Origin of the sequence: Rothia sp. HMSC08A08 (genome assembly GCF_001808385.1) — a bacterium.
GTDB classification, from domain to species: Bacteria; Actinomycetota; Actinomycetes; order Actinomycetales; family Micrococcaceae; genus Rothia; species Rothia dentocariosa.
Window position 1 is genome coordinate 15,669 of the sequence record NZ_KV793078.1, and the last position, 22,324, is coordinate 37,992.

The 22,324-nt window shown below is 48.3% G+C and carries 24 protein-coding genes; 12 read left to right on the forward strand and 12 right to left on the reverse strand.

The window, feature by feature from the left end; translation table 11 throughout:
- Positions 1-13 precede the first annotated feature (13 nt).
- The 3 genes from HMPREF3164_RS07695 to HMPREF3164_RS07705 form a co-directional block, all read right to left on the reverse strand.
- A complete protein-coding gene (locus HMPREF3164_RS07695) occupies positions 14-1,060 on the reverse strand; it encodes a COX15/CtaA family protein (RefSeq protein ID WP_048752210.1) in 1,047 nt (348 codons plus the stop codon).
- A 95-nt stretch (positions 1,061-1,155) separates the two neighbouring features.
- Positions 1,156-1,938 (reverse strand): ABC transporter permease, encoded by a 783-nt coding sequence (locus HMPREF3164_RS07700; protein ID WP_048752298.1) that lies wholly within the window; start codon positions 1,936-1,938, stop codon positions 1,156-1,158.
- A gap of 44 nt (positions 1,939-1,982) precedes the next feature.
- Entirely contained in the window at positions 1,983-3,047 is a 1,065-nt protein-coding gene (locus HMPREF3164_RS07705; protein WP_070450189.1) for an ABC transporter ATP-binding protein, read from the reverse strand.
- Between the two features lie 278 nt (positions 3,048-3,325).
- Between HMPREF3164_RS07705 and HMPREF3164_RS07710 the strand changes: the two genes are divergently transcribed.
- The 5 genes from HMPREF3164_RS07710 to HMPREF3164_RS07730 all read left to right on the forward strand — a co-directional run bounded on the left by HMPREF3164_RS07710 (position 3,326) and on the right by HMPREF3164_RS07730 (position 8,118).
- Positions 3,326-4,150 carry a helix-turn-helix transcriptional regulator gene (locus tag HMPREF3164_RS07710; RefSeq protein WP_048752207.1) on the forward strand — a complete coding sequence of 275 codons (825 nt, stop codon included), beginning with the start codon at positions 3,326-3,328 and terminating at the stop codon, positions 4,148-4,150.
- 93 nt (positions 4,151-4,243) lie between these two features.
- On the forward strand, positions 4,244-5,701 hold the full coding sequence (gene sufB, locus HMPREF3164_RS07715) for a Fe-S cluster assembly protein SufB (protein WP_048752205.1): 1,458 nt from the start codon (positions 4,244-4,246) through the stop codon (positions 5,699-5,701).
- Positions 5,701-6,975: a Fe-S cluster assembly protein SufD gene (gene sufD / locus HMPREF3164_RS07720; RefSeq protein WP_048752203.1), complete on the forward strand. Its 1,275-nt coding sequence runs from the start codon at positions 5,701-5,703 to the stop codon at positions 6,973-6,975. Before sufB ends, sufD begins: the two co-directional genes overlap by 1 nt.
- Positions 6,976-6,993: 18 nt before the next feature.
- Positions 6,994-7,752 carry a Fe-S cluster assembly ATPase SufC gene (gene sufC / locus HMPREF3164_RS07725; RefSeq protein ID WP_004004627.1) on the forward strand — a complete coding sequence of 253 codons (759 nt, stop codon included), beginning with the start codon at positions 6,994-6,996 and terminating at the stop codon, positions 7,750-7,752.
- Between the two features lie 36 nt (positions 7,753-7,788).
- Positions 7,789-8,118, forward strand: coding sequence for a metal-sulfur cluster assembly factor (locus HMPREF3164_RS07730; protein WP_048752201.1), 330 nt, complete (start codon positions 7,789-7,791; stop codon positions 8,116-8,118).
- A gap of 103 nt (positions 8,119-8,221) precedes the next feature.
- On the opposite strand, the gene HMPREF3164_RS07735 is transcribed toward HMPREF3164_RS07730, so the two are convergent.
- Positions 8,222-8,689 (reverse strand): HD domain-containing protein, encoded by a 468-nt coding sequence (locus tag HMPREF3164_RS07735; RefSeq protein WP_115333565.1) that lies wholly within the window; start codon positions 8,687-8,689, stop codon positions 8,222-8,224.
- Positions 8,690-8,797: 108 nt separating this feature from the next.
- The gene (locus HMPREF3164_RS07740; protein ID WP_239661847.1) at positions 8,798-9,772 is read right to left on the reverse strand and encodes a GNAT family N-acetyltransferase; all 975 of its coding nucleotides are present in this window, start codon (positions 9,770-9,772) and stop codon (positions 8,798-8,800) included.
- A 333-nt stretch (positions 9,773-10,105) separates the two neighbouring features.
- Here HMPREF3164_RS07740 and HMPREF3164_RS07745 point away from each other — a divergent pair, with 333 nt between their 5' ends.
- Positions 10,106-10,918 (forward strand): DUF4253 domain-containing protein, encoded by an 813-nt coding sequence (locus HMPREF3164_RS07745; RefSeq protein ID WP_048752198.1) that lies wholly within the window; start codon positions 10,106-10,108, stop codon positions 10,916-10,918.
- Between the two features lie 50 nt (positions 10,919-10,968).
- On the opposite strand, the gene HMPREF3164_RS07750 is transcribed toward HMPREF3164_RS07745, so the two are convergent.
- Genes HMPREF3164_RS07750 through HMPREF3164_RS07760 form a run of 3 tightly spaced genes read right to left on the reverse strand, consistent with a single transcriptional unit; the run spans position 10,969 to position 13,043 of the window.
- Positions 10,969-11,616, reverse strand: coding sequence for a CbiQ family ECF transporter T component (locus tag HMPREF3164_RS07750; protein ID WP_048754058.1), 648 nt, complete (start codon positions 11,614-11,616; stop codon positions 10,969-10,971).
- A complete protein-coding gene (locus HMPREF3164_RS07755; protein WP_048752195.1) occupies positions 11,613-12,443 on the reverse strand; it encodes an energy-coupling factor ABC transporter ATP-binding protein in 831 nt (276 codons plus the stop codon). Before HMPREF3164_RS07755 ends, HMPREF3164_RS07750 begins: the two co-directional genes overlap by 4 nt.
- A 6-nt stretch (positions 12,444-12,449) precedes the next feature.
- Positions 12,450-13,043, reverse strand: coding sequence for a biotin transporter BioY (locus HMPREF3164_RS07760; RefSeq protein ID WP_048752193.1), 594 nt, complete (start codon positions 13,041-13,043; stop codon positions 12,450-12,452).
- A 267-nt stretch (positions 13,044-13,310) separates the two neighbouring features.
- Between HMPREF3164_RS07760 and abc-f the strand changes: the two genes are divergently transcribed.
- Positions 13,311-14,909 (forward strand): ribosomal protection-like ABC-F family protein, encoded by a 1,599-nt coding sequence (abc-f, locus tag HMPREF3164_RS07765; protein WP_048752192.1) that lies wholly within the window; start codon positions 13,311-13,313, stop codon positions 14,907-14,909.
- A 591-nt stretch (positions 14,910-15,500) separates the two neighbouring features.
- Here the strand turns inward: abc-f and HMPREF3164_RS10935 are convergent.
- From HMPREF3164_RS10935 to HMPREF3164_RS07775, 4 genes are all read right to left on the reverse strand, one after another.
- Positions 15,501-16,217: a metal-dependent hydrolase gene (locus tag HMPREF3164_RS10935; RefSeq protein WP_083296686.1), complete on the reverse strand. Its 717-nt coding sequence runs from the start codon at positions 16,215-16,217 to the stop codon at positions 15,501-15,503.
- A 131-nt stretch (positions 16,218-16,348) separates the two neighbouring features.
- Positions 16,349-17,317 (reverse strand): SURF1 family cytochrome oxidase biogenesis protein, encoded by a 969-nt coding sequence (locus HMPREF3164_RS07770; RefSeq protein WP_070450192.1) that lies wholly within the window; start codon positions 17,315-17,317, stop codon positions 16,349-16,351.
- Between the two features lie 170 nt (positions 17,318-17,487).
- A complete protein-coding gene (locus HMPREF3164_RS11420; protein WP_080972538.1) occupies positions 17,488-17,721 on the reverse strand; it encodes an acetone carboxylase in 234 nt (77 codons plus the stop codon).
- A gap of 50 nt (positions 17,722-17,771) precedes the next feature.
- Entirely contained in the window at positions 17,772-18,263 is a 492-nt protein-coding gene (locus HMPREF3164_RS07775) for a DUF3099 domain-containing protein (RefSeq protein ID WP_050749203.1), read from the reverse strand.
- 208 nt (positions 18,264-18,471) lie between these two features.
- Between HMPREF3164_RS07775 and HMPREF3164_RS07780 the strand changes: the two genes are divergently transcribed.
- The 5 genes from HMPREF3164_RS07780 (at position 18,472) to HMPREF3164_RS07800 (ending at position 22,231) form a co-directional block, all read left to right on the forward strand.
- Complete coding sequence (locus HMPREF3164_RS07780) at positions 18,472-19,188, forward strand: beta-ketoacyl-ACP reductase (RefSeq protein WP_070450195.1); 717 nt, start codon at positions 18,472-18,474, stop codon at positions 19,186-19,188.
- 66 nt (positions 19,189-19,254) lie between these two features.
- Positions 19,255-19,998, forward strand: coding sequence for an SDR family oxidoreductase (locus HMPREF3164_RS07785; RefSeq protein ID WP_070450198.1), 744 nt, complete (start codon positions 19,255-19,257; stop codon positions 19,996-19,998).
- 86 nt (positions 19,999-20,084) lie between these two features.
- Positions 20,085-20,870, forward strand: a complete 786-nt coding sequence (locus HMPREF3164_RS07790; protein ID WP_070450200.1) for an ABC transporter ATP-binding protein — start codon at positions 20,085-20,087, stop codon at positions 20,868-20,870.
- Positions 20,871-20,934: 64 nt separating this feature from the next.
- The gene (locus HMPREF3164_RS07795) at positions 20,935-21,807 is read left to right on the forward strand and encodes a TrmH family RNA methyltransferase (RefSeq protein ID WP_083297374.1); all 873 of its coding nucleotides are present in this window, start codon (positions 20,935-20,937) and stop codon (positions 21,805-21,807) included.
- A 166-nt stretch (positions 21,808-21,973) separates the two neighbouring features.
- Positions 21,974-22,231, forward strand: a complete 258-nt coding sequence (locus HMPREF3164_RS07800; protein WP_004004643.1) for a type B 50S ribosomal protein L31 — start codon at positions 21,974-21,976, stop codon at positions 22,229-22,231.
- Positions 22,232-22,324: the final 93 nt, after the last annotated feature.

Below are 22,324 nucleotides of genomic sequence, written 5' to 3' on the forward strand. Positions count from 1 at the left end.
GAATAACTCAGCTCTAAGAAATTGCTAGCCGCTGTTGAGCTAGGGCACGGGCCTTCTGAGAAGATAGGGTCAGCTGCCTTTCGATCAGCGATAGTGATGCCCAGGTAAACATACCCGACCCCAGCATATGCGCCTCAACGAGTAGAGGGGGAAGCCCGGTGTTGTATTGAATATAGCCAATCGCGCCCTGATAGACCATGATTGCTGCCAGTACAAGTAAAGATGATAAGAAAGCACGTGGCATGGCGTACTTCCGTACTAAAACAAACATGATAACCAGCAGAAAAAGAAACGCCCACACTGCCCATGCATGAGCACGGGATACTGCGATAGCGTCGAACTCGTGGCGATGCGTGCGTGGATCACCCGCATGCGGGCCTGTGCCGGTGACTACGGTACCCATAAAAAGTAAGAACGAAACTAACGCCAAATCTATCCAACCAAGTAGGCGGATAACACCACTTTTTTGTGGAGGAAATTCCTTAGTAATATCTTCGCGCTCAGAGATACCTGCCCTAAAATAGCGACGCACACGGTTTACCAAGATTGCTGCTAATCCAATCATGATGGCAGAGGCGAGGTAATGGGCTGTTACCATCCAGGGATTGAGCCGCTGCCATACAGTAACGCCGCCAATAACGGCCTGTAGCGGAATACCCCACAGGAGGAGTAAAGTCAGATTGAAAAGATCGCTATACTTTGATTCGTGTGCTCGTAATCCCGTAAAAAGCTTTGGAAAGATTGCTTTGACGTGGTGCACATCAGGCAGCGCAATTCGGAGAATCGCTAAGAACGCAAGGATAGTGATTACCATGAGCACAAAAGTGAGCATACGGTTACCGAATTCAACGAGCCCATGGATACCGTCGGCAGGGGTAGTTGTCCACTGTTCTGCAGTACACCGAGGCCAGGTATCGCATCCAAGGCCTGATCCCGTAAGGCGCACAACGGCGCCAGTTACGATGAGTAAGAGATTGCTCAGAGCCGTACCCACCGCTGTGTACAAAACCCAGGGGGTGTATTGGATGGGAGATAGTTTATTTTTGAGGGTAACTAGCATAAGAAAAGCCTTTTAAACCGTGTATGCGTTAGGAATGATCGTTGATGGTGCTGGTTGATTCCAGAACTCGTCCCGAAATCCTGAACTTAAGAGCGCTAATCGGACCATTTAAATTTACGTGAAGCAATAAAACCAATCACTAGTGTCCAGACAAGTAGCACAGCATGGGGAAGGGGTAAAAATATATCCTGTAGATAATCACCGCGAATCGCTTCACCTAAAGCGCCTGAAGGCAGGCACAGAATGATAATGCGGTACAGCTCAGGGAAATTATCTATTGGAATAAGGATCCCACCAGCGCTGGCCAGAACAACCCAGGCGATATTCACGATAGCTAAAGTTGCCTCAGCCCTCACCGTCCCAGCAACGAGTAAGCCTAGGGCTGTAAATGCGGCAGCCCCAAGCAATAAAGTACTAAAAGAGCGATACATCGCAAAAATATCCGGACGCCATCCAAGACCGAACCCAACGATAGTGACCATAATAAACTGTATGGCGATAACGGTGATAACTGCCAGCACCTTGCCGATAATAAGCCCGTTGCGTCCTAGAGGGGTGGTAGACAGAAAACGAAGAACACCGTACCGGCGGTCAAAACCAGTGGCAATCCCTTGACCAGAAAGTGCAGTTGAGACAACACAGAGAGCCAGTACCCCCGGCACTGCAACATTGACGCGGGTCGTATTCAACGCATCAGCGTAAGAATCCAGAAAGCTTGTATAGCGAAGTCCAAAAAGCGCCATCACGGGGAAGGCAATATTGAGCATCAGCTGTTCACCATTTTTAAGCATGGCAAGGGTCTCATATTTACCTTGAGCTAGAATACGCTGAAAACTAGAAGCAGCGCGCGGATACGGATACTCGTTACCTTCTGTCATCTGCTGACTATCGGGGGCAGTGGGCAGCTCTGCATTTGTGGGGTTCATCGAATATCACGTCCCGAAATATCCAAGAATACGTCTTCCAAAGTCTTCGGTTCCATCGTGAGAGAGTTAGGCATAAGGTAGTGATGTGCTAGGGCTGTCGTGAAAGCGGAAAGATGTTCGGGTGTAAGGGGACCACGGAGCTCATATTCGCCTAAGCCGCCTAGTGAGTATGGCGTATGCTCTATAAGCTCTACATCCGTACGAAGATGTACAGGCAATAAGTCGTCACGCGTAGGTGAAGGTGCTTCTAACGTGAAATGAAGCCGTACAACCCCGTCTCCTGTTACAAGTTCTGGGACTGTACCTTCACGCGCCGTTTGACCATTATCAATAATATAGACATAATCCGCGAGCTTTTGCGCATCATCAATGAGATGGGTTGTTAAGATAATGGCGACTCCAGCCTCACGCTGCTCACGAATAATGTCAAAGACGACATTGCGAGACTGCGGATCAAGTCCTGCTGATGGTTCGTCTAAAAAGAGTACCGAAGGACGCCCAAGAAGGGCTGCTGCTAATGAGACACGTTGTTTTTGTCCCCCAGAAAGACGCCGAATATTGGTGCCGTTAAAAGCATCTATTCCTAAACGATCTACAAGTTCACCGACAGGATAAGGATTGGCGTACATCTGAGCAACATGTTCAAGAAGTGGTACGGGACGTACGGCATTAGGAAGCCCCCCATCCTGAAGCATGATACCGACGGAGGCCCGCATCTCTGGGGATGCCAGAAGAGGGTCTTCTGAAAGAAGCTGAATAGTGCCGGACGTAGGTTCAGTAAGCCCCTGGGCACATGCAAGAGTTGTAGTCTTACCTGCACCGTTAGCACCCAAGAGTACAACAACCTCGCCGGGATAGACTTGAAGACTTATGTCAGCAACTGCGCGATGCATACCCTGAGCGGTAAGACGTTCAGGGTGTTTCTCGCGGAAAGAACGAGAGGGCTTAAACTCTTTGACGAGATGAGAAATCTTGAGTGCAGGATCGCTGCTAGTACCGCGAGCTGCTGAAATGTCTAATGCGGTAGCTGCTTGGTGTTGATAAGCTTCAGTTTCTGCCACCTCTCTATCTTAAGCCCTCAGAGAGTAATCTCTATGTTTCCCTCTAGCGATAGCATCTTTATGACGCGAGTTAGATCACGTCAAAGTGAGGATATGAACCGCTTAGCACTCTCATGGAAATGCCCGAAGAGCAAAAATACCTAGAGGCCTAAAGGCGGTATTATCTTTCACCGGTTCTTATGGCTTACCGCAGCTAAGCAAGAGACTAAACGGTGTGGTGTGTGCAAGTAGGAAGACCTTACTAGCCAAGATTGAAGTAATTAGGACATACTTTAGTTGTGTATTCCGTGAACAAGACATCTCATCGAGGGCTTCAACAGCAGCCTTCCTCGCATAAGAAGTCAAGCTCTGGCGCACGTAAAGCGGAAGTTGAAGAACGCACCCGTGACCGGGTTCTTCGTGGTGTCCTGAACCATGGTCCCGTGTCTGCGGCAAGCTTGGGAGAGCTTTTAAGCTTGACCCCCGCCGCTGTGCGTCGGCACCTTGATGCGCTTGAACAAGCAAACATGATTGAAGTTGCTTCTCTCAAACAATATGGGGCAGGTGCGGGGCGCCCAGCTCGACGGTACGTCATCGCACCTCAAGGTCACGAACGTCTAGGAAATGACTATTTGATGATTGCGCGCAACGCTCTTGAAATGTTGCGTGACACCGTTGGGGAGAGCGCACTTGAAACTTTCGCATCCACACGGGCTGCCGAAATGGAGGCACGATACCGCCCTGTTGTGGAAGCGGCAGGGGAGGATGTTGCGGCGCGAGCCCAGGCTCTCGCTGAAGCCATGAGTCGTGATGGGTTTGTGACAACAGCGCAGATTACAGAACCACCTGCCGGTCGGCTCGCGCCGGGGAAATTGCTAGCTAGCATACAGCTCTGCCAAGGGCATTGCCCAATACGCGATCTGGCTGAAGATTTTCAGGTTTTCTGCGAACAAGAGACTGGGATTATTTCTGATCTTCTGGGCGTTGACGTACGTAGGCTATCAACGATGGCTGGAGGGGCTCACGTATGCACAACTCACGTTCCGCTCAATCACTTAACAGAACGTGTGAATTCTGAAAAACCGGAAACATCAGAAAGCATGCGGGGTAATTCGGCACGGTAGAAATTACCCCAACCTAGAGTGTGTTATTCCAAAGACTACCGAGCCCGCATCTGCGGAGCCGGATAAATTTCAATCCATCTAAGAAAGGCCGTAATGACTGAGCAAGTTGAGCAGAGTGCCAACGACACTGTCATTTCAGAGATTCTGGAGTTGAACCCTGAACTCGAGGGCATTGGCAATTACGAGTATGGTTGGGCAGACTCTGACGAGGCGGGCCAGTCCGCTAAGCGTGGTCTGGACGAAGCCGTAGTGCGTGACATCTCTGCGAAGAAGAATGAACCCCAGTGGATGCTGGATATGCGTCTGAAGGCATTGAAGTTTTTCGAGCGTAAGCCGATGCCAACCTGGGGTGCAGATCTTTCTGACATCGATTTCGATAACATCAAATACTTCGTGCGTTCTACCGAAGGTCAGGCTGAGTCTTGGGAAGAGCTTCCTGAAGATATCCGCGTGACATATGAACGTTTGGGTATTCCGGAAGCGGAACGTAACTCATTGGTCGCTGGTGTTGCCGCTCAGTATGAGTCTGAGGTTGTGTACCACCAGATCCGTGAAGACTTGGAGTCTCAAGGCGTTATCTTTGTTGATACCGATACCGGTTTGCGCGATTATCCTGAAATATTTAAGGAATACTTCGCCTCTATTATCCCTATCGGCGATAACAAGTTCTCCGCTCTTAATACTGCGGTGTGGTCTGGCGGATCATTTGTGTATGTTCCGCCGGGGGTACATGTTGAGATCCCCCTGCAGGCATATTTCCGCATTAATACTGAGAACATGGGGCAGTTTGAGCGTACCTTGATCATCGCAGATGAAGGGTCATATGTTCACTATATTGAGGGCTGCACCGCGCCTGTATACCGCTCTGATTCGCTGCACTCAGCAGTTGTCGAGATCGTTCTTAAGAAGAACGCCCGTGTTCGCTACACTACCATTCAGAACTGGTCGAACAACGTGTACAACCTGGTGACTAAACGAGCAGTCGCGCATGAGGGTGCCACTATGGAATGGGTTGATGGTAACATCGGCTCTAAGGTTACTCAGAAGTATCCTGCAGTATATATGGTCGGTGAACACGCCAAGGGCGAGACTCTGTCAATCGCGTTTGCTGGTGAAGGGCAGCATCAGGATACTGGTTCCAAGATGGTGCATATTGCCCCGAATACTTCTTCAACGATTGTTTCGAAGTCCGTGGCTCGTAACGGCGGACGTAGCGCATACCGCGGTCTAGTGCAGGTACGTGAAGGTGCGAAGCACTCGAAATCATCCGTGGTGTGTGATGCTCTCTTGGTTGATACTGTATCGCGTTCAGATACCTACCCCTATGTCGACGTTCGTGAAGATGACGTTACGATGGGGCATGAAGCTACGGTTTCACGCGTTTCTGAAGAACAGCTCTTTTACCTCATGCAGCGTGGGCTGGCCGAGGATGAAGCAATGGCTATGATTGTGCGAGGCTTCGTTGAACCGATTGCTCGTGAGCTGCCCATGGAATACGCACTTGAACTTAACCGCCTCATCGAACTTCAGATGGAAGGATCTGTGGGCTAATGTCGACTAACGAAGAGACCCTGGGATATCACAGCCCAATTATTCCCGGTATGGATCAGGAAGGCGAGAAGCTCGCCTCTGAGCATGTCCATGATGATACTATTTTGCGCGCTACCGAGGAACACCATCAAGGCTCAAACCCTAATAACGTGCAGAAGGTTCTTGACGCTTCCCGCGCAGAACGGAAAACCTCATATAACGTTGAAGACTTTGAGCCACTTACTGGACGCGAGGAAGATTGGCGTTTTACCCCGCTGAAACGTTTGGGCGGTCTTCACCTTGACACTCTGCAGGCACAAGCCCCAGCTCCGAAGATCCAAGCACCTTCTGAAGTTATCCTTGAAGAAGTATCCCGTGAAGATGAGCGCATTGGTACAGCAGGTGTTCCTGAAGACCGTGTAGCTGCAAATGCATGGACTCATTTTAAGACAGCTACTGTGGTGACTATTCCCGCCGAAACCGAGCTTACTGAGCATATCGAAATAGATATTGACGGACAGCATTGTGATGCTGCTACTCAACATATACTGATTGAGGCTAAACCATTCTCAAAAGCGGTTGTTGTAATTCGGCATACCGGATCGGCTGTTCTGGCGCAGAACATAGAATTCCTGATACAAGATTCTGCACAGTTGAGCGTTATTACCCTTCAACAATGGAATGACGATGCGATTCATGCCTCAGCGCAGTATGCCAAGCTAGGACGCGATGCTCGTTTCAAACATGTGTGCGTTTCATTGGGCGGTGATATGGTGCGTGTTACCCCTTCAACGAAATTCACGGAACCGGGCGCTGAGACAGAGATGTACGGTCTTTATTTTGTGGATGCTGGCCAGCACATCGAGTCACGTTTGTTTGTGGATCATTCTGTGCCCAACTGCAAGTCGCGAGTGACTTATAAAGGCGCATTGCAGGGCAAAGCAGCGCACTCCGTATGGGTTGGTGACGTCCTCATTGGTAAAGATGCGGAAGGTACGGACACCTATGAGCTGAACCGTAATCTCCTCTTGGAGATTGGTCCGCGCGCTGATTCCGTACCGAACTTGGAGATCGAGACTGGACGTATTGAAGGTGCCGGTCACGCATCAACAACCGGTCAGCTAGATGATGAGCATCTATGGTACCTGCGGGCTCGTGGTATTCCGGAAGCTGAAGCACGTCGTCTAGTGGTCCGCGGATTCTTAAACGAGATTATCCAGCAGATTCGCGTACCAGAGCTTGAAACAGAACTTACTGATGCCCTTGAAGCAGAGCTTGCTCTCAGCAACAACTAAGCCTTATTAGGAGAAACAATGTCTACCCTTGAAATCAAGGATTTGCACGTCTCGGTCATTCTTGATGATGAAAAAACTAAGCCTATTCTCAAAGGCGTGAACTTAACCATTAACTCGGGCGAAATCCACGCTATTATGGGTCCAAATGGTTCCGGTAAATCTACTCTTGCCTCAACTATTGCCGGTCACCCCAAATACCAGATTGATTCCGGGCAGATACTGCTTGATGGTGACGATATTACCGAGATGAGTGTGGATGAGCGTGCTCGTGCTGGGCTGTTCCTTGCCATGCAGTACCCAGTCGAGATCCCCGGTGTCACGATGTCTAACTTCCTGCGTGCTGCTAAAACTGCTGTGGACGGTAAGGCACCTAACTTACGAACCTGGACCAAAGACGTTAAAGAAGCTATGAACCATCTGGACATTGATCCTGCGTTCGTTGCTCGTAACGTCAATGAAGGTTTCTCCGGCGGTGAGAAGAAACGTCATGAGATTCTGCAGCTGGAGCTTTTGAAGCCTAAGTTCGGTATTCTTGATGAAACTGACTCCGGCCTTGACGTTGATGCTCTTAAAGTCGTGTCTTCCGGCGTGAACCGTGCTCACGAGGAAAATAATATGGGTGTTATGCTGATTACGCACTATACCCGTATCCTGCGTTATATTAAGCCCGAGTTTGTGCATGTTTTTGTAGACGGCAAAATGGTCGATCAGGGCGGTCCTGAACTTGCAGATCGTCTAGAAGAAGAAGGTTATGTAGCATACACTGGGAAGAAATAATCTTATTCAGTACGAACTACTTGTAAGAGGTGCATCATGACTGAGACAGTGCAAGCTCGTCCCTCGCAAGAGGAAATTGAGGAAGTCCTCAAGGAAGTCATTGACCCTGAACTTGGGGTAAATATCGTTGATTTGGGTCTGCTTTATGGCATGCGCTGGGATGATAATGGAGTCCTGATCCTAGATCTAACGCTTACCACAGCTGCATGTCCGCTACAGGACGTTATTGAGGAACAGGTGGAAGCAAATCTCGATAGTGTCGTTACCGAATGGCGCGTGAACTGGGTATGGATGCCCCCGTGGGGGCCCGAACGCATTACTGAGGATGGTCGCGATATGATGCGCGCTCTCGGCTTCAACATTTAGCGTTGCCATACGTTTGTTTTGCTGTAAGGGGTGGGTACCTGGAACATTCCAGGTACCCACCCCTTGATTTATAATTCCACCTGATATTTGTAATACTACTCGTTCATATGTTTTCGGTTACACCTAAGAATCTGAGTGATTTACTGTATTTCTTCGCCAGACGTTTGCGAGTATCTTCGTCAAGGTGGGAAACACGTTCCGGGTCAGTGTTATCGGCAATGTCAGCACGTTTGACCCACAGTGCAATTTCATTAGCGCGAACTCTCGCCATAGATGACTCCAGAGGTTCATACGGACGTTTGGTGAGCGCATCAACGGCATCAATAATGCGGGCTGAAAAGTACCGAGCAAGGTAAGGGAGAGTGACTTCTGTATCCTCTACGGTATCGTGCAATAACGCCACGATCTGTGCTTCTGTGCGAAGCTCTTCAGGGGCAATTTCGCGCACTTTAAAAGCAACCCGTCGTGGATGAGATATATAAGGCCAACCGTTTTTATCGACCTGCCCAAGGTGAGCGTTGTCAGCGATACTATCTGCGAGACGAATCATTTCTTTGAAATATGAATTCATCGTTGTCTCCTTCATCAACGTGATACTTCTAATGTACTCTGTACGTCATTGTGCTGCGTTACTGCTTGTCATACATCAAGATTCTTTGCTTCTAGCTGGTGAGAGTTATCAAACCTCAAAAGACCGGTCTCCAACCCATATATAACTTCCTACTACTGTGCGCCCTACCCCTTGAGCATTGCGCAAGGACGGAACATTGTCGACATGGATTGTTCCCCATAGCATATCTTGAGGATTTACTTGAGGTAATTTGAGGAGGTTTTTAATACCGTGACGTAGAACTGCATTCCCTAGCCCTTGTCTGCGAAAAGGTACATCTAGACATAGCTCTTCGACGCTAAACCCTCTAAGTCCTTGTTCGCCTCTGCGATCTAGAGTCAAAAATCCTGCCGAGGAGTTATCCACTGTAATATGCCAGCCTGTTCCTTGACGTATAGCATCTTCAAATGATTCTTCTCCCTGAGGAGTGGCCCACTCAAAAAGATGGGGGTTCTTAACTGCAATAGATTCATATATGCGCTGCGTTTCGTAACTGGCAGCAGAAGCATCAGCAGGAGAAAGCGGGATGAGCTCTACTCGATCATAATTCTTCGGCCACAAGCGTTTGTCTAACTCACCTAGAGTCCCGGCGACAATGTGCATGTCAATAGTTGTTGCACGAGCACCAGGGACTGAACCAAGGCCACGTACAAGCTGATCTACCTTACCTGGCACAAAGAAACGTGTGCATATAGGACGGAAGCTTTCATAGTGGCGAAGCAAAGATTGGCTTAGAGCTGCGATATAGACTGTAGTACAAGGAATATTCGTAGCTATTACATCTATAAAAGGTCGATTCAGATCTTGCCCACGGTATCGAATTCCTGTAAGCGTTTGGTATGTGGCATGTGAATCTGTTATCGAAAAGAATCTATTGGCCCAGTCTTGTGTGTCTTGCGTAGGCATGTAGTTGAACTGGTTCTGTAGAAGAGGACTTATATGATCTCGATACCCCGCACCAAACTCTAGGGAGGTACGTTCCGTAAAATCTGCTGCGAAGTATTCTGCGCACTGCTGTGAAAGTTCCTCAGCCGAGTAGTACATATGGAAATTCTGAGGGACCCAAGAACGAGGGAGAAAGTCGTGGGCTTGTTCTGCGGGAAGATTTCCTAGTATAAACATAGAGATACCCTAACATATGTGATGTGAAGCATGCTTATATTCAATTTATGAAACTTATTCTGTTTTAAAAGAGATAAAAATCATAGTATATGAATGTCAAATAACAGGTAGTTTTGAAATACTTTGAGGGTATATCATGTGAATTGCTTAAGATGCTTTAGACTCGCCCCAAATCTAGCGTAGAAATCTGTTGTATAAGGCAGAAACTAACCGAAAACTCAGGTAAACTGATGGGAATCAAGCATCGGAGACACCATGGCGGAACTCTACAAGAAGTTCACCTCTTTATATCATTATCCGCACCTGCGGATAGCCCCTGGCGCTCCCAGCAGTTACATTCACCATTTGTATCTTAACCGTTTGGCGGATGGGCGGACCTATGGGTTCACCCCGGTTCTGGTCGTACTTGACGATCTTCTTCTGTCTACTATCCAGAACAATATATCGGCGCGCACGAAAAACCCGCCAGTGAATATTAGCGCTGAGTACGTTAAATCCTATGCTCAAGATATATTGACAGAACACCAAAAACGCCTTGATAAGGATTCATTAGAAATTCTTGTGCGTAAAATATTAGCTCGAGCTGACTCGACTTTATTCGAGAACTATTATGAAGGATTTTTAACGTCGCAGGTAACGGTTCCTCGCGGCATTGCACCTGCTCTACGTGCGCCTGCCCCTCTGACATTCGTATCAAGCCTGATGAATGAAGATGAGACTCTAGATAATTCAGCTGAAATTATCTTGCTTGAAATTCCTACAGCGTACCCATCAGACGTCTTTGCGTATCTGCCGTTTGGCGGGTGGGAAGACGTCCCAAGTGCGGAAGACATGTTAGCACTCGCGCAGTATTGGTATGAGCGGGATGGTGCTATTCCGGCTGTTATTGCAGCAACCTACCTTGAGTTTTATACTGCAGAGCCAATCACAACATTGCGCGACGCCGAGGTGCTTGCTTTAGAACAGGGGATAATAAGTCGAGCGCTAAAGCCCACAAGTTATGAGGACCTCTCATGTGTCGTGAAGGGGCTTTATAACAAACCTTCGTGGTTCGTATGGTGGGAATAGTTTTGCTTAGCCGGGAATGATGTTGCTGGTGCCGTAAAAGAAAATTCCTTTTAGAGTTCTACGCCTCGTGCGGTTAAAACGTCCCCGGTTATTTGAGCGTATCCTACTGCTTGTACCACAAGAGGTACAAGCAGTCGCCAAGTGGAACGTTTGGGCAAACCGCGTGCGTGAGCAGCTTGTTGTAAAGCTGCCCAATTATCCATAATGGCAGGAATAGATCTTATAACCAGAGCGAGCATCAGTCCTATACGTTTGGGAGATAAGCCTAGAAGTTTAAGTGGTGTGAGTAACCAGATGATTCCATCAAGTAAAAGAGGTAGCGGAGTAGTCGTGAGAAGAATCCGTGAGATTAGGACGGCGCCTAGCATGGTACACATGACGTCTACCGCAATTTGCCACGTGCCCCAAAAGACATAATAAAGCCCTAAAAGAATTATAAGCCATCGCAGCGTATAGACGATTTTTAAGAGCGTGCGGATACGCATCCCAGCTGACCAAGACAAGATAAAACAAAAGAACAGAACGTATAGTGCTACTTCCCAACCGGTTACCGCGAGCGCGAGCAGTAAACAAGCGCAGAGGAGGCTTTTGCCCCAAAGCGGTGTGCGATGCAACAGCGAATTCCCCGGAGCGTAGCTTCCAATAAGTAAGTTACCGAGGAAAGTCGCATGGTGCGACCTCTGCGCGGTTCGAATCACGTGGTTGAATCCTTCCGAGATTGCCTGGCTCGTATATTATGCAGCAGGTTTTCGTTGGGAAAGCCTTGTTCACAATATAAACGGTATTGTTGAACCGCTTCGTGCGCTTCGCCATGGTATATAAGCTCTCCATTATGGATAATGACTGCTTCATCGCATGTCTCCGCCAAGCCGAGGTCGTGGGTACTGATAATAAGCATCTGATCGAGACTATTCAGAAGGTTTATCAGCCGTGTTCGATTACGTAGATCAAGAAGAGTCGTAGGCTCATCAAGTAAGAGGATTCGTGGTTCTACCGCTAAAATCCCAGTGAGGGCTACAAGTTGTTTCTCTCCGCTGGAGAGAGAAAAAATGCTCTGATCAGCCTTGTCGTCGAGACCTTGTTGAGCAAGCAGCTTATGTGCTTGCTCTAGGCGTTGAGTTCGGTTGAGAGAGCTATGCCGACGGAGGCTAAGCTCTAGATCTTCGAGGACTGTAGGCATGATAAGCTGCGCATCTGGGTTAGCGAAGAGCATACCTATAGACCGACGAGTTATCTGTGGACATTCGGAGATATCTACTCCACATACCTTTATGACTCCCTGGGAGGGTCGAGTAATACCGTTAAAAAGCCCTAAAAAGGTTGACTTTCCCATGCCGTTAAGCCCAATAATCGCAGTTTTAGGTGCGGTTAAAGAGACTGATACATGGTCGATAATATTTCGAGTTTGTCCGTGAGCGTTTTCAGCTGACACGGTAACTGCATCAAGTTCAAGGGACGGGGGAGCGGACGGCATCGTTGGTGCTTCGCGCTCAATTTTGGCGCTACTTTTCTTGGAAAAAAACATCCTCAATTACCTGCGAGCTTTTGAGCGCACTAACCCAGGAAATGCCCGATGCACAGCAGACGCCACGATAGACGCAACGATAGACTTAAGAAGGTCTGGAAGAGCAAATGAAGCCGCGATGACAAACGCATGGGTAAATTCCATATGTCCGTTGGTCATAAGCCCTAAGATACCTCCTGCAGAAATTACCACGAAGCCTACCATAGCGCAGAAGATGCACAGGATAGCGGTAAGCCAGGGATTGAGCTTTCTACGGATTACTGTATAAGCTAGCGTCCCAGCCAATAACGCGCCCAGAGGATAGGCTAGAAGATAGCCACCGGTTGGCGTCGCAAGCGTACCAAACCCTGAAGCACCTTTAGCAAAGATTGGTAGCCCTAGGCACCCTAACAGTACGTAGAGGAGAGTTGCTATAAAAGCTCGAAAACCACCGAGTACTAGAGCGGTGGTGTAGATAGCGAAAGGGCCAAGAGCTAAAGGAATCGGGACACCTGGGATTGGTAGCGCCAAAGGACTAAGAACCGCGATAAATGCTGTGAAGACTGCTATAAGAGCTATATTGCGCCCTGGTGATTGATCTGGGGCATAAGGGTTAGGCACGAGAGTTGATCCTTAAAAATATGAAGTCGTGTGTGGCTGATTATGACGTTCGGTGTCAAGATCGAGGGTAGTACCGCCCTCGACGCCGCTGGGGTCTTATATATTCTTATATACCTTCCTACCATAGAAAACGCATTATGTAATATATGTGACGTTTTACGGAGACTATCGGGTGTCAGCGTCTTCTAGCGTAACTCACGTAGAATAGATGGGTTGTTAAACTCCTCATTCACTAACTGTTTTGTTGATTCTCGGAAGGGACATGTTGTGATTTCAGTACAGAATTTAGAGCTCCGCGCGGGTGCCCGTCTGTTAATGGAAGATGTAACCTTTCGGGTAGATAATGGGGACAAGATCGGTTTAGTGGGGCGTAATGGGGCCGGGAAAACCACTATGACAAAAGTCTTGGCGGGATTAGCTCTACCAGCAGAAGGTACAGTCACCCGGTCCGGCTCTATCGGATACCTCCCTCAAGACCCCAAAGTCGATGATATGACTCAACTGGCGCGTGACCGTATTCTTTCAGCCCGCGGACTTGACGGAGTAGCCAAGAAAATGCGCCAAGCTCAAGAAGATATGGCGAGTGAAGATGAGAGCATACGTACAAAGGGTATGCGGCGCTATGATCGTCTTGAGGCTGAGTTTATTGCTGGCGGCGGCTATGCCGCAGAATCTGAAGCCGCAGTTATAACCTCCAATTTGGATCTGCCTGAACGAGTACTCGCGCAACCTCTTGAGACTCTATCTGGTGGGCAGCGTCGTCGTGTGGAGTTAGCACGTATCTTGTTTTCAGCTGTCGATACGATGCTACTTGATGAACCAACAAACCATTTGGATGCGGACTCCATTTTATGGTTGCGTGAGTTCCTGAAAAATTTTTCGGGTGGTTTGCTGGTTATTAGCCACGATGTTGAGCTTATGGAGTTGGTAGTTAACCGTGTGTTTTATCTTGATGCAAATCGTTGCGTGATTGACCAGTACAACATGGGGTGGAAGAACTATCTGAGCCAGCGTGAGCAAGATGAACATCGTCGTAAGCGTGAGCGTGCTAATGCTCAGAAGAAAGCTCAAGCACTCATGGAACAGGCTAATAAAATGCGGGCAAAGGCAACTAAAGCCGTGGCGGCTCAACAGATGATAAAGCGTGCTGAACGTATGATGCGGGGGCTGGAAGACGAACGCCAAACAGATAAAGTTGCTGCTATCCGCTTTCCTGAACCTGCCCCGTGCGGTAAGACCCCGCTGTCTGCACAGAGTCTTTCAAAATCCTACGGCTCACTTGAAATTTTTACCGATGTTGATCTGGCTATTGACCGTGGTTCTCGTGTTGTCGTATTGGGGCTGAATGGTGCTGGTAAAACTACTTTGCTACGTATGTTAGCTGGCAACACTGCTCCCGACACCGGCGAAGTTGTCTATGGGCATGGAGCTAAGATCGGGTATTTCGCGCAGGAACATGAGATTCTCGATGGTGAGCGAACTGTTTTAGAAAATATGAAATCCGCCGCGCCGGATCTTGACGATACGCGGGTACGCACTATCCTCGGTTCATTCCTTTTTTCTGGTGACGATGTGGAGAAACCAGCAGGTGTACTTTCCGGAGGAGAGAAAACTCGTCTTTCATTAGCAACTTTGGTCGCTTCGAGCGCCAATATACTTCTCTTGGATGAACCGACTAACAACCTTGATCCTGCATCTCGTAAAGAGATTCTGAACGCGCTCAAAGCCTATAAAGGCGCTATCGTTATGGTATCCCACGACGAAGGAGCTGTGGAGGCTCTAAACCCCGAACGTGTTCTTTTGCTTCCGGACGCAGTTGAAGACCTCTGGTCGAAGGAGTATCAGGATCTTATCTCACTTGCCTAGACGCAATCTGCTCTTAGGACAAGGAAAAGGTGTTTACCTAGCATCTGTATGTGATGTAACGCGTGGGAATGCTCCTAACCTTTGTGGGTATAGGTGTGTATGTAAACTGGCGCATAAGTGAAAGTGCTATGAAACTTTGAATATATCCTTAGAGCTTTCGCATATTATGTTGGCTATGTGGGATTTTCTGGCTAGAAGACACCCTCTTTACTTGATTTAATGATATATTGTGTGGATTTTATAAAAATATAGTGTGTATCTGCCTACATTGTGGGTTTTTGGCTGGAAAACCAATACATGAGCGGGTTAGACTTGAGTTGTTCCCGCAAATGCGAGGATGCAAAAGCACAGATTTTCGACTCTGACGAGCCGGATTAGCGCAGGTAGAGAGATTCTATCTGCTCGTAAAAGGAGAACAGCCTATGCATAACACTGAGTACGAAAAGTACCCCACCTCCGGTGAAGAGAACGTCGAGGTTGACGTCTTCTGGCCCATCCAGGACGCTTAAGTCTTGGCAAGACTGAGGTAAAAAGGTTTTATCTCCCGCTCCTAACCATATGGTTAGGAGCGGGAGATTCTTTGTTTGATGCTCAAGAAATAATAAAGTTATGGAGTGGGTAAGGGCAGAAACCTAAAAGAGCTGCCGTGTACCAAACGATATAACAGGTTAGGCAGAGAATAAGGACCTTTTCCCGGATGCTTCCTGCATCACCTAAAAGTGGGAGTGCCATGTAGCCGCTTTTCTTCCAGAGGGAAGAGGCAACAAGTGGTTTAACCGTAATGGGATATAGCGGGAGAACACCTCGGGTGGTCAGTGCGTCACCTATAACATGTAAGGTTGCGCCCACTGAAATGGCCCAGGGAAGAAGCTCTAAAGAATGAGTGGTATACGCAGCATAGCCTAGGGCGCAAGCCCCAATCCAACCTCCTGGAGCTCCTAAAATCCGCAAAGCCAGACCTCCTGAGAATGCGGCGAGAGCAAGGGACAACCACGGAATACTTTGGTAAGTGAGTGTACTGCCAAAGTATGCGATAGCCCAGAACGCGATGATCCCTAAAATTGAGTGCGTTCCCTTTCGGTGCCCTCCACTGATAAGGCCTACAACCCGGGCAATCCAACCTGATACAGGAGGTATAGAACGAGCGATAGAACCATTATGGTGATCGATATCTGGTAATACTCCTGCGCCAGCACAGGCAAGGGTTGTAACAATGAGGGTAGGAGTATTAGGGGTTTGGATTACACCAAGTTCTGAGAGAACCAACCAGCCAGCGGCAGCGCTGACGGTATGAGAATAACCCATCATGTGTGACGAAACCCCTCGTATTATTTCGAAACTATATATGAGATCTTAGATCCAGTATACAGGGAAAATTCGAAAAAGGTTTCGATTTTTATGGTGGGTTACTTCCATATCCCTGCAGGAAAGCCTGGCGGTTACGGCCGTTCTAACCTGTCCAGGAAAGCGTCTTCTTCCTCTTCATCGGTCAGACGCGAGTGTTTCTTAGCAGGGCGGGGGCGTACAATAGATTTCATATGAGAAGGCATATCGTCGATCATATCCATCTTGCGAAGCACAACGGTTTCATCCTCATGCCCAATATAACTGCCATCCTCGGCATAGAACTGCCTATAATAGCGTTCTAGCTCCTGGGCTACCTGAGCATCTAATTCATCATTACGAACTTTTTGCCGTGCACTCCAGGCATAAACAGCATAAATAAGAACTGCAAAAGCATACCATTGCATAGAATAGGACAGATTAGGTCCATTATCGAGTTCAGGTTCGGATTTCTGTACAGGCCGTTGCACAGGCGTAGGTTCTTCAGAGTCCAGCAGACCGTAAGCCCCAGCGGCGACAGGTAAATGCGTACGTTCGCTGATTTCCTGAAGGTTGATAGACGCGACTTGGCCTTCGGGAGCATCCTTACCTGTAGCGCTCTCTCCTTGGTGGACTCGCGCCACAACAATAACATCATTTGCTGGTGGCGCAGGGACTTCGGTGCTGGGGCGTGAAGCATCTGAAGAACTCGCCGACATCCAACCCCTATTGATAATGACTATTTCACCAGTATCTGCACGAAAAGGGACCAATACTTCGAACCCATTTTGTCCCTGATAAGGACGGTTGCGTACCAGTAGCTGTTGATCGGTGATATACCGACCACGAAGGGATACAGGGTGCCACTGCGCCCCCGAATCAAAGTCTTGAAAAATTGTAGGATGGTCTTGGAAGCTATAGGGAGTTGCGTGATAATTCTGCACGATTAGTGAGTTGCGCCAATCTAAAGCCTCTTTTCGGCTCATCTGCCAACCAGCTAGATAAACACAGATTATCGAGAAAATAATGCACAGCACGAAAGAGCCTATCCACTTACCCGTGAAGAGAAAACGGTATGCACCCATAGCGAATTCCTCATGCCTTTCGAAGCTGATATGAGCCTATAAAAATAGATGTGTATATAGAGACGGTGGTGTACCTGTATTACTTATGGTAGGGGAGAACGCTCGGACAATACAGTGATATGGCGCTTACGTCCCTATCTCTAACTATGGCTGAAATAGAGTTTATGAAGCTAGGACTTTTGGGGAAACGGTAGGGTCTGTTTCCAAAGCTCCCTCTCCCGTAAATAATTCTCAAGCCAATGAACGTGCTCATGACAAGCCAACCAGATCTTGCGGCGCTCAGGAGTGTGGACCTTCGGGTTATTCCAGAGAATCTGGTATGTTGCCTCGTTGTGGCAGCCTTTACGTGAACAAATATCCAAGCTAGGGGAGGAGCTCCCCGCTAAAGAGCCCAGAAGATCCACTGACACCTCCATCTTTATATTGCGCGTAACGGTATTTATACCTGTTGAAACTATATTTCAGAAATATCTATGACATCAGTCCGATTATAAGGCGATGAAGAATCCGCATCTTGTGCGTAGCAATGAGAGTTCTCAGAGGCGTCGGACTCATTATCTGCAGTAGATGTATTCGACGCTGCTCCTGTTTCTAAAGCTCGCCGATGATGCTCAGGCAAATAGGCAGTAAATCCACTCGATTCCTGTTTTGACTCACCATTCGCAAGTACTACGGCCACCCAAGGCAACAGTACTGCACCTGCGACGCATATCCAGCGCAGGGTACCATCTGTAAATACAGCGCCTACAATACAAACTACACGAATCGCCATTTTGAGGATGTAGTCTCGAGCACGTTTATCTACACGCTCCGATAACGGAGCAGAAGCATTACTGATTTCGTATGTCACTAAAGAGTCTTCAAATCGTTCTGCGACATCAACTGTAGATAAGTAGTAACCATGGGCCGCGAGGTCTTCGGCTGTCCAGTGCTTTTCAGCAGTCATTGACACACCTCCCTCAGAATTACAGTAACGAACTCTCTATGATAGACGTTTTAGCTTCGATTCACATGGTGGTAATTACCTGTACTGATTAGTCTAAACCTTCTATTCCTTATGGTGTTAAGTGTTGCAAGAACAGATGCTCACCACATCATATAGATAACGGGCTAGAATAGGTATGACCAGTAACCCCAAATTTATAGGGAAAATAATGAGTGATAACACCCCCAAGACCGTTCTTGTTACCGGTGGTAATCGTGGTATCGGCTACAAGATCGCGCAGGAGTTTAAGGCATCAGGGCACAATGTTTGTGTGACCTACCGTAGCGGGGAAGCGCCCACAGAGTTCTTTGCTGTTAAAGCTGACGTCCGAGACGCAGACAGCATTAATGAAGCTTTTAAAACTATTGAAGCGGAATACGGTCCTGTAGAAATCCTTGTGGCGAATGCGGGTATTACTCGTGACATGTTGCTTATGCGCATGAAGGAAACGGATTTCATGGATGTTATCGATACCAACCTCACTGGTTCTTTTCGTGTAGTACAGCGTGCGATCAAAGGTATGATCAAACTCAAACGAGGCCGTATTATCCTCGTCTCCTCTGTTGTAGGGCTATATGGTTCTCCAGGACAGGTTAACTACTCATCGTCTAAAGCTGCTCTTGTTGGTATGGCTCGTTCCATCACCCGTGAGCTCGGAAGTCGAAATATTACGGCAAATGTTGTAGCACCGGGATTTATTAACACCGATATGACCGATAGCTTGCCTGAGGAAACTAAAGAGAGCTACCTGAAAACTATCCCGGCAGGACGTTTCGCCGACCCTGCTGAGGTAGCACGGGTTATTCGCTGGTTAGCTTCGCCAGAGGCAGATTACATCTCAGGCGCCGTTATCCCTGTAGACGGCGGTCTAGGTATGGGACACTAGGTTCTTCCTATCACATGCCATAAACGTCTTACTTTCAGAAAGCACAGAACCAACAAAGGAAAATGTATGTCACAGCTCGCCGGTAAAACCGTTATTATCACAGGGTCTTCACGAGGTGTAGGTGCAGATACTGCCCAAATCCTAGCGGCTCAAGGGGCAAACATCATAGTTAACTATCGCTCCAAAGCCCCTCGAGCCAATAAGGTCGTCAAAGCTATCGAAGAAGCTGGCGGACACGCGACCGCCGTACAAGCAGACGTAACTAAGTCTGAAGACCTCAAAAACCTTGTGAATGTTGCTATCGAAACCTACGGCTCCTTGGACTATCTCATCTTGAATGCATCGGGCGGTATGGAAACTGGTATGGGTGAAGACTACGCAATGCGTCTCAACCGAGATGCACAGCTTAACCTTGCACGACTTGCAGCCGAAAAAATGCCCAACGGAGGACGCATCGTCTTCGTCACCAGTCATCAGGCACACTTTATCCGCGAAGTTGAAACCCTGGCAGAATACCAGTCGGTTGCAGAGTCCAAACGAGCAGGGGAAGATGCGCTCATCACCGAAATACCTGCGCTCACTGAGAAAGGAATTTCACTTGTCGTCGTATCAGCTGACATGATTGAAGGAACTGTGACTGCAACTTTGCTTAACCGCCTGCATCCTGGGGCTCTCGAATATCGTCGAGAGACAGCAGGTAGGCTCTACACTGTCAACGAGTTTGCCCATGAGGTAGCTGCCATGGTTACCGCAGATGTTCAGACTGGACACGTTGAGCTGGTCGGTGGAGCCCGCGGGTTCATCGATTAGAAGTACGTATAGAGCGAAGAAGCAGGACCCCAAAGGGTTTGCTCCTTCCCACATAGGTAGAGATCATATCGTAGAAGAGAATAACCATGAGCACTGTACTTAATCTTCAAAACGTGAGCGTCATGCGCGGCGGTCGCAATATTCTCGATAACGTTTCCTGGATTGTCAATGAAGGCGAACGTTGGGTTGTCTTGGGTCCAAATGGTGCCGGAAAATCAACACTTTTATCGGTCGCAGCGGCGCGTTTGCACCCTACCGTCGGACAAGTAGAGATCTTAGACGAGACTCTCGGCTCCGTGGATGTTTTTGAGCTTCGCCCGCGTATCGGGCTGTCATCGGGAGCAACCGCCACACAGATCCCTGACCGAGAGAAAGTTTCTGATGCTGTCATGACGGCCGCGTATGCTGTTTCAGGACGTTGGAAAGAGGAGTACGATGCTCTTGACGATGACCGTGCCCAAGAACTTCTTCAAGACTGGGGCGTAGATGCTTTGGCAGAGCGTCAATTCGGTTCACTTTCTGATGGTGAGCGCAAACGCACTCTTATTGCACGTGCTCTCATGACCGACCCCGAGCTCTTATTACTTGATGAGCCTGGAGCTGGTATGGATATCGCCGGACGTGAGGACTTAGTAGAGAGGCTTACAACACTTGCAGTTGATCCTTACGCACCAGCTACAGTACTTATCACACACCACCTTGAAGAGATTCCTGCAGGATTCACACACGCGCTCATGCTCCGCGATGGTCGTGTGGTAGCGTCTGGACCTATTGCTCAGACCATCACAGAAAATAATCTCGCATTAACATATGCGATGGATCTAGCTTTAACAGCCACTCCTACAGGGCGCTACAGCGCTTTTAAACGCTAAGCTTTATCTTTCTCCCACCATATACGTACATGGTGGGAGAAAGTTTATGACCAGTAGTGTCTTTATGAAGAAGAAACAATTATCACCCCAAGAACTGCAAGCACGGGCAGAACGAGTGTACGCAGTATCGTCTGTGGTGCCATTAGCTCAAGCGCCTGAACAAACACTTCGTTACTATACCCACCTGACTGATGTGAAATTACGCTCTGCTCTCGAACCCGACTGGGGCATTTATATTGCAGAGTCATCAAAAGTGGTCCGGCGTGCTTTACATGCAGGACACCGCCCCCTCTCATTCCTTATGAGCGAGAAATGGGCAGATGATCTTTCTGACGTACTGACGAAGTATAATAACATTCCTGCCTTTGTGGGATCGGAAGAAGAACTTGAACGAATAACTGGCTTTCATCTGCATCGCGGAGCTTTAGCAGCAATGGCGCGCCCTGCTCCTCAAACCGTAGAAGATATTATTTACGGGGCTCACCGCGTCGCAATCTTAGAAGATATTGTGGACCACACGAATGTTGGGGCTATATTTCGTTCCGCAGCGGCGCTAGGCGTAGACGCTGTGCTAGTTACTCCACGATGCGCTGACCCGCTGTATAGGCGCTCTATCCGCGTTTCTATGGGAACTGTATTTCAAGTACCTTGGGCCAGAATTACCCGCTGGCCAAAAGACCTGGAAATTCTACACGAGCACGGATTTGAAAGTGCCGCACTTGCACTAGATGAGGACTCTCTTACCTTGGGGCAACTTTCAGCACGCCAGGATAAGAAGTTAGCTTTAATCCTAGGAACAGAAGGACACGGACTCTCACCGCATACATTGGCGCAGACAAAACACACGGTTATGATTCCCATGACCCACGGCGTCGATTCTTTGAACGTGGCAGCTGCGTCAGCTGTTGCGTTTTGGGAAACGAGGCTGCGTTCGTAACAACAAGCCCTCTAAGAACCTAGCGTTACCTCTTTAAAGGTGGTATCCTTGGTGGTTGGCTGTGCATTTTAAGCCGGTCTATGGTGCGCTCTGCGTGCATCGTAAAACCTACTCCATCTATTTAGGGTTACTGGCAAAATCCAGTGACAGAAGAAGGTAATTAAGCATGAAGGCAGATATCCACCCGGAGTACCGTCCGGTACTATTCCGTGACCTTGCATCCGGTAAAGTTTTCTTGACTCGTTCCACGATGACTTCGGATAAAACCGAGAAGTGGGAAGACGGTAACGAATACCCCATCGTTGAGGTCGAGATCTCCTCTGAGTCGCATCCGTTCTACACCGGTAAGCAGCGTATCATGGACTCCGCAGGTCGCGTCGAACGCTTCAACGCACGTTTTGCAAACTTTGGTAAGAAAGCGTAAAACGTAGAATGCAATAAAGAACACACCCCGTAATATAGATTAAAAATCTGATACGGGGTGTGTTTTTATTTTCTACCGTTACAATGTGAAGGT

Excerpts from the sequence above, each read along its gene's own strand:
- HMPREF3164_RS07745 (WP_048752198.1), top strand. The coding sequence starts at position 10,106 with ATGGCGGAACTCTACAAGAAGTTCACCTCTTTATATCATTATCCGCAC.
- HMPREF3164_RS10935 (WP_083296686.1), bottom strand. The coding sequence starts at position 16,217 with ATGATGGGTTATTCTCATACCGTCAGCGCTGCCGCTGGCTGGTTGGTT.
- sufB (WP_048752205.1), top strand. The coding sequence starts at position 4,244 with ATGACTGAGCAAGTTGAGCAGAGTGCCAACGACACTGTCATTTCAGAG.
- HMPREF3164_RS07770 (WP_070450192.1), bottom strand. The coding sequence starts at position 17,317 with ATGGGTGCATACCGTTTTCTCTTCACGGGTAAGTGGATAGGCTCTTTC.
- HMPREF3164_RS07800 (WP_004004643.1), top strand. The coding sequence starts at position 21,974 with ATGAAGGCAGATATCCACCCGGAGTACCGTCCGGTACTATTCCGTGAC.
- HMPREF3164_RS07795 (WP_083297374.1), top strand. The coding sequence starts at position 20,935 with ATGAAGAAGAAACAATTATCACCCCAAGAACTGCAAGCACGGGCAGAA.
- HMPREF3164_RS07700 (WP_048752298.1), bottom strand. The coding sequence starts at position 1,938 with ATGACAGAAGGTAACGAGTATCCGTATCCGCGCGCTGCTTCTAGTTTT.
- HMPREF3164_RS07735 (WP_115333565.1), bottom strand. The coding sequence starts at position 8,689 with ATGAATTCATATTTCAAAGAAATGATTCGTCTCGCAGATAGTATCGCT.
- HMPREF3164_RS07775 (WP_050749203.1), bottom strand. The coding sequence starts at position 18,263 with ATGACTGCTGAAAAGCACTGGACAGCCGAAGACCTCGCGGCCCATGGT.
- HMPREF3164_RS07785 (WP_070450198.1), top strand. The coding sequence starts at position 19,255 with ATGTCACAGCTCGCCGGTAAAACCGTTATTATCACAGGGTCTTCACGA.
- sufC (WP_004004627.1), top strand. The coding sequence starts at position 6,994 with ATGTCTACCCTTGAAATCAAGGATTTGCACGTCTCGGTCATTCTTGAT.
- HMPREF3164_RS07755 (WP_048752195.1), bottom strand. The coding sequence starts at position 12,443 with ATGTTTTTTTCCAAGAAAAGTAGCGCCAAAATTGAGCGCGAAGCACCA.
- HMPREF3164_RS07790 (WP_070450200.1), top strand. The coding sequence starts at position 20,085 with ATGAGCACTGTACTTAATCTTCAAAACGTGAGCGTCATGCGCGGCGGT.
- HMPREF3164_RS07695 (WP_048752210.1), bottom strand. The coding sequence starts at position 1,060 with ATGCTAGTTACCCTCAAAAATAAACTATCTCCCATCCAATACACCCCC.
- HMPREF3164_RS07730 (WP_048752201.1), top strand. The coding sequence starts at position 7,789 with ATGACTGAGACAGTGCAAGCTCGTCCCTCGCAAGAGGAAATTGAGGAA.
- HMPREF3164_RS07780 (WP_070450195.1), top strand. The coding sequence starts at position 18,472 with ATGAGTGATAACACCCCCAAGACCGTTCTTGTTACCGGTGGTAATCGT.
- HMPREF3164_RS07740 (WP_239661847.1), bottom strand. The coding sequence starts at position 9,772 with ATGTACTACTCGGCTGAGGAACTTTCACAGCAGTGCGCAGAATACTTC.
- sufD (WP_048752203.1), top strand. The coding sequence starts at position 5,701 with ATGTCGACTAACGAAGAGACCCTGGGATATCACAGCCCAATTATTCCC.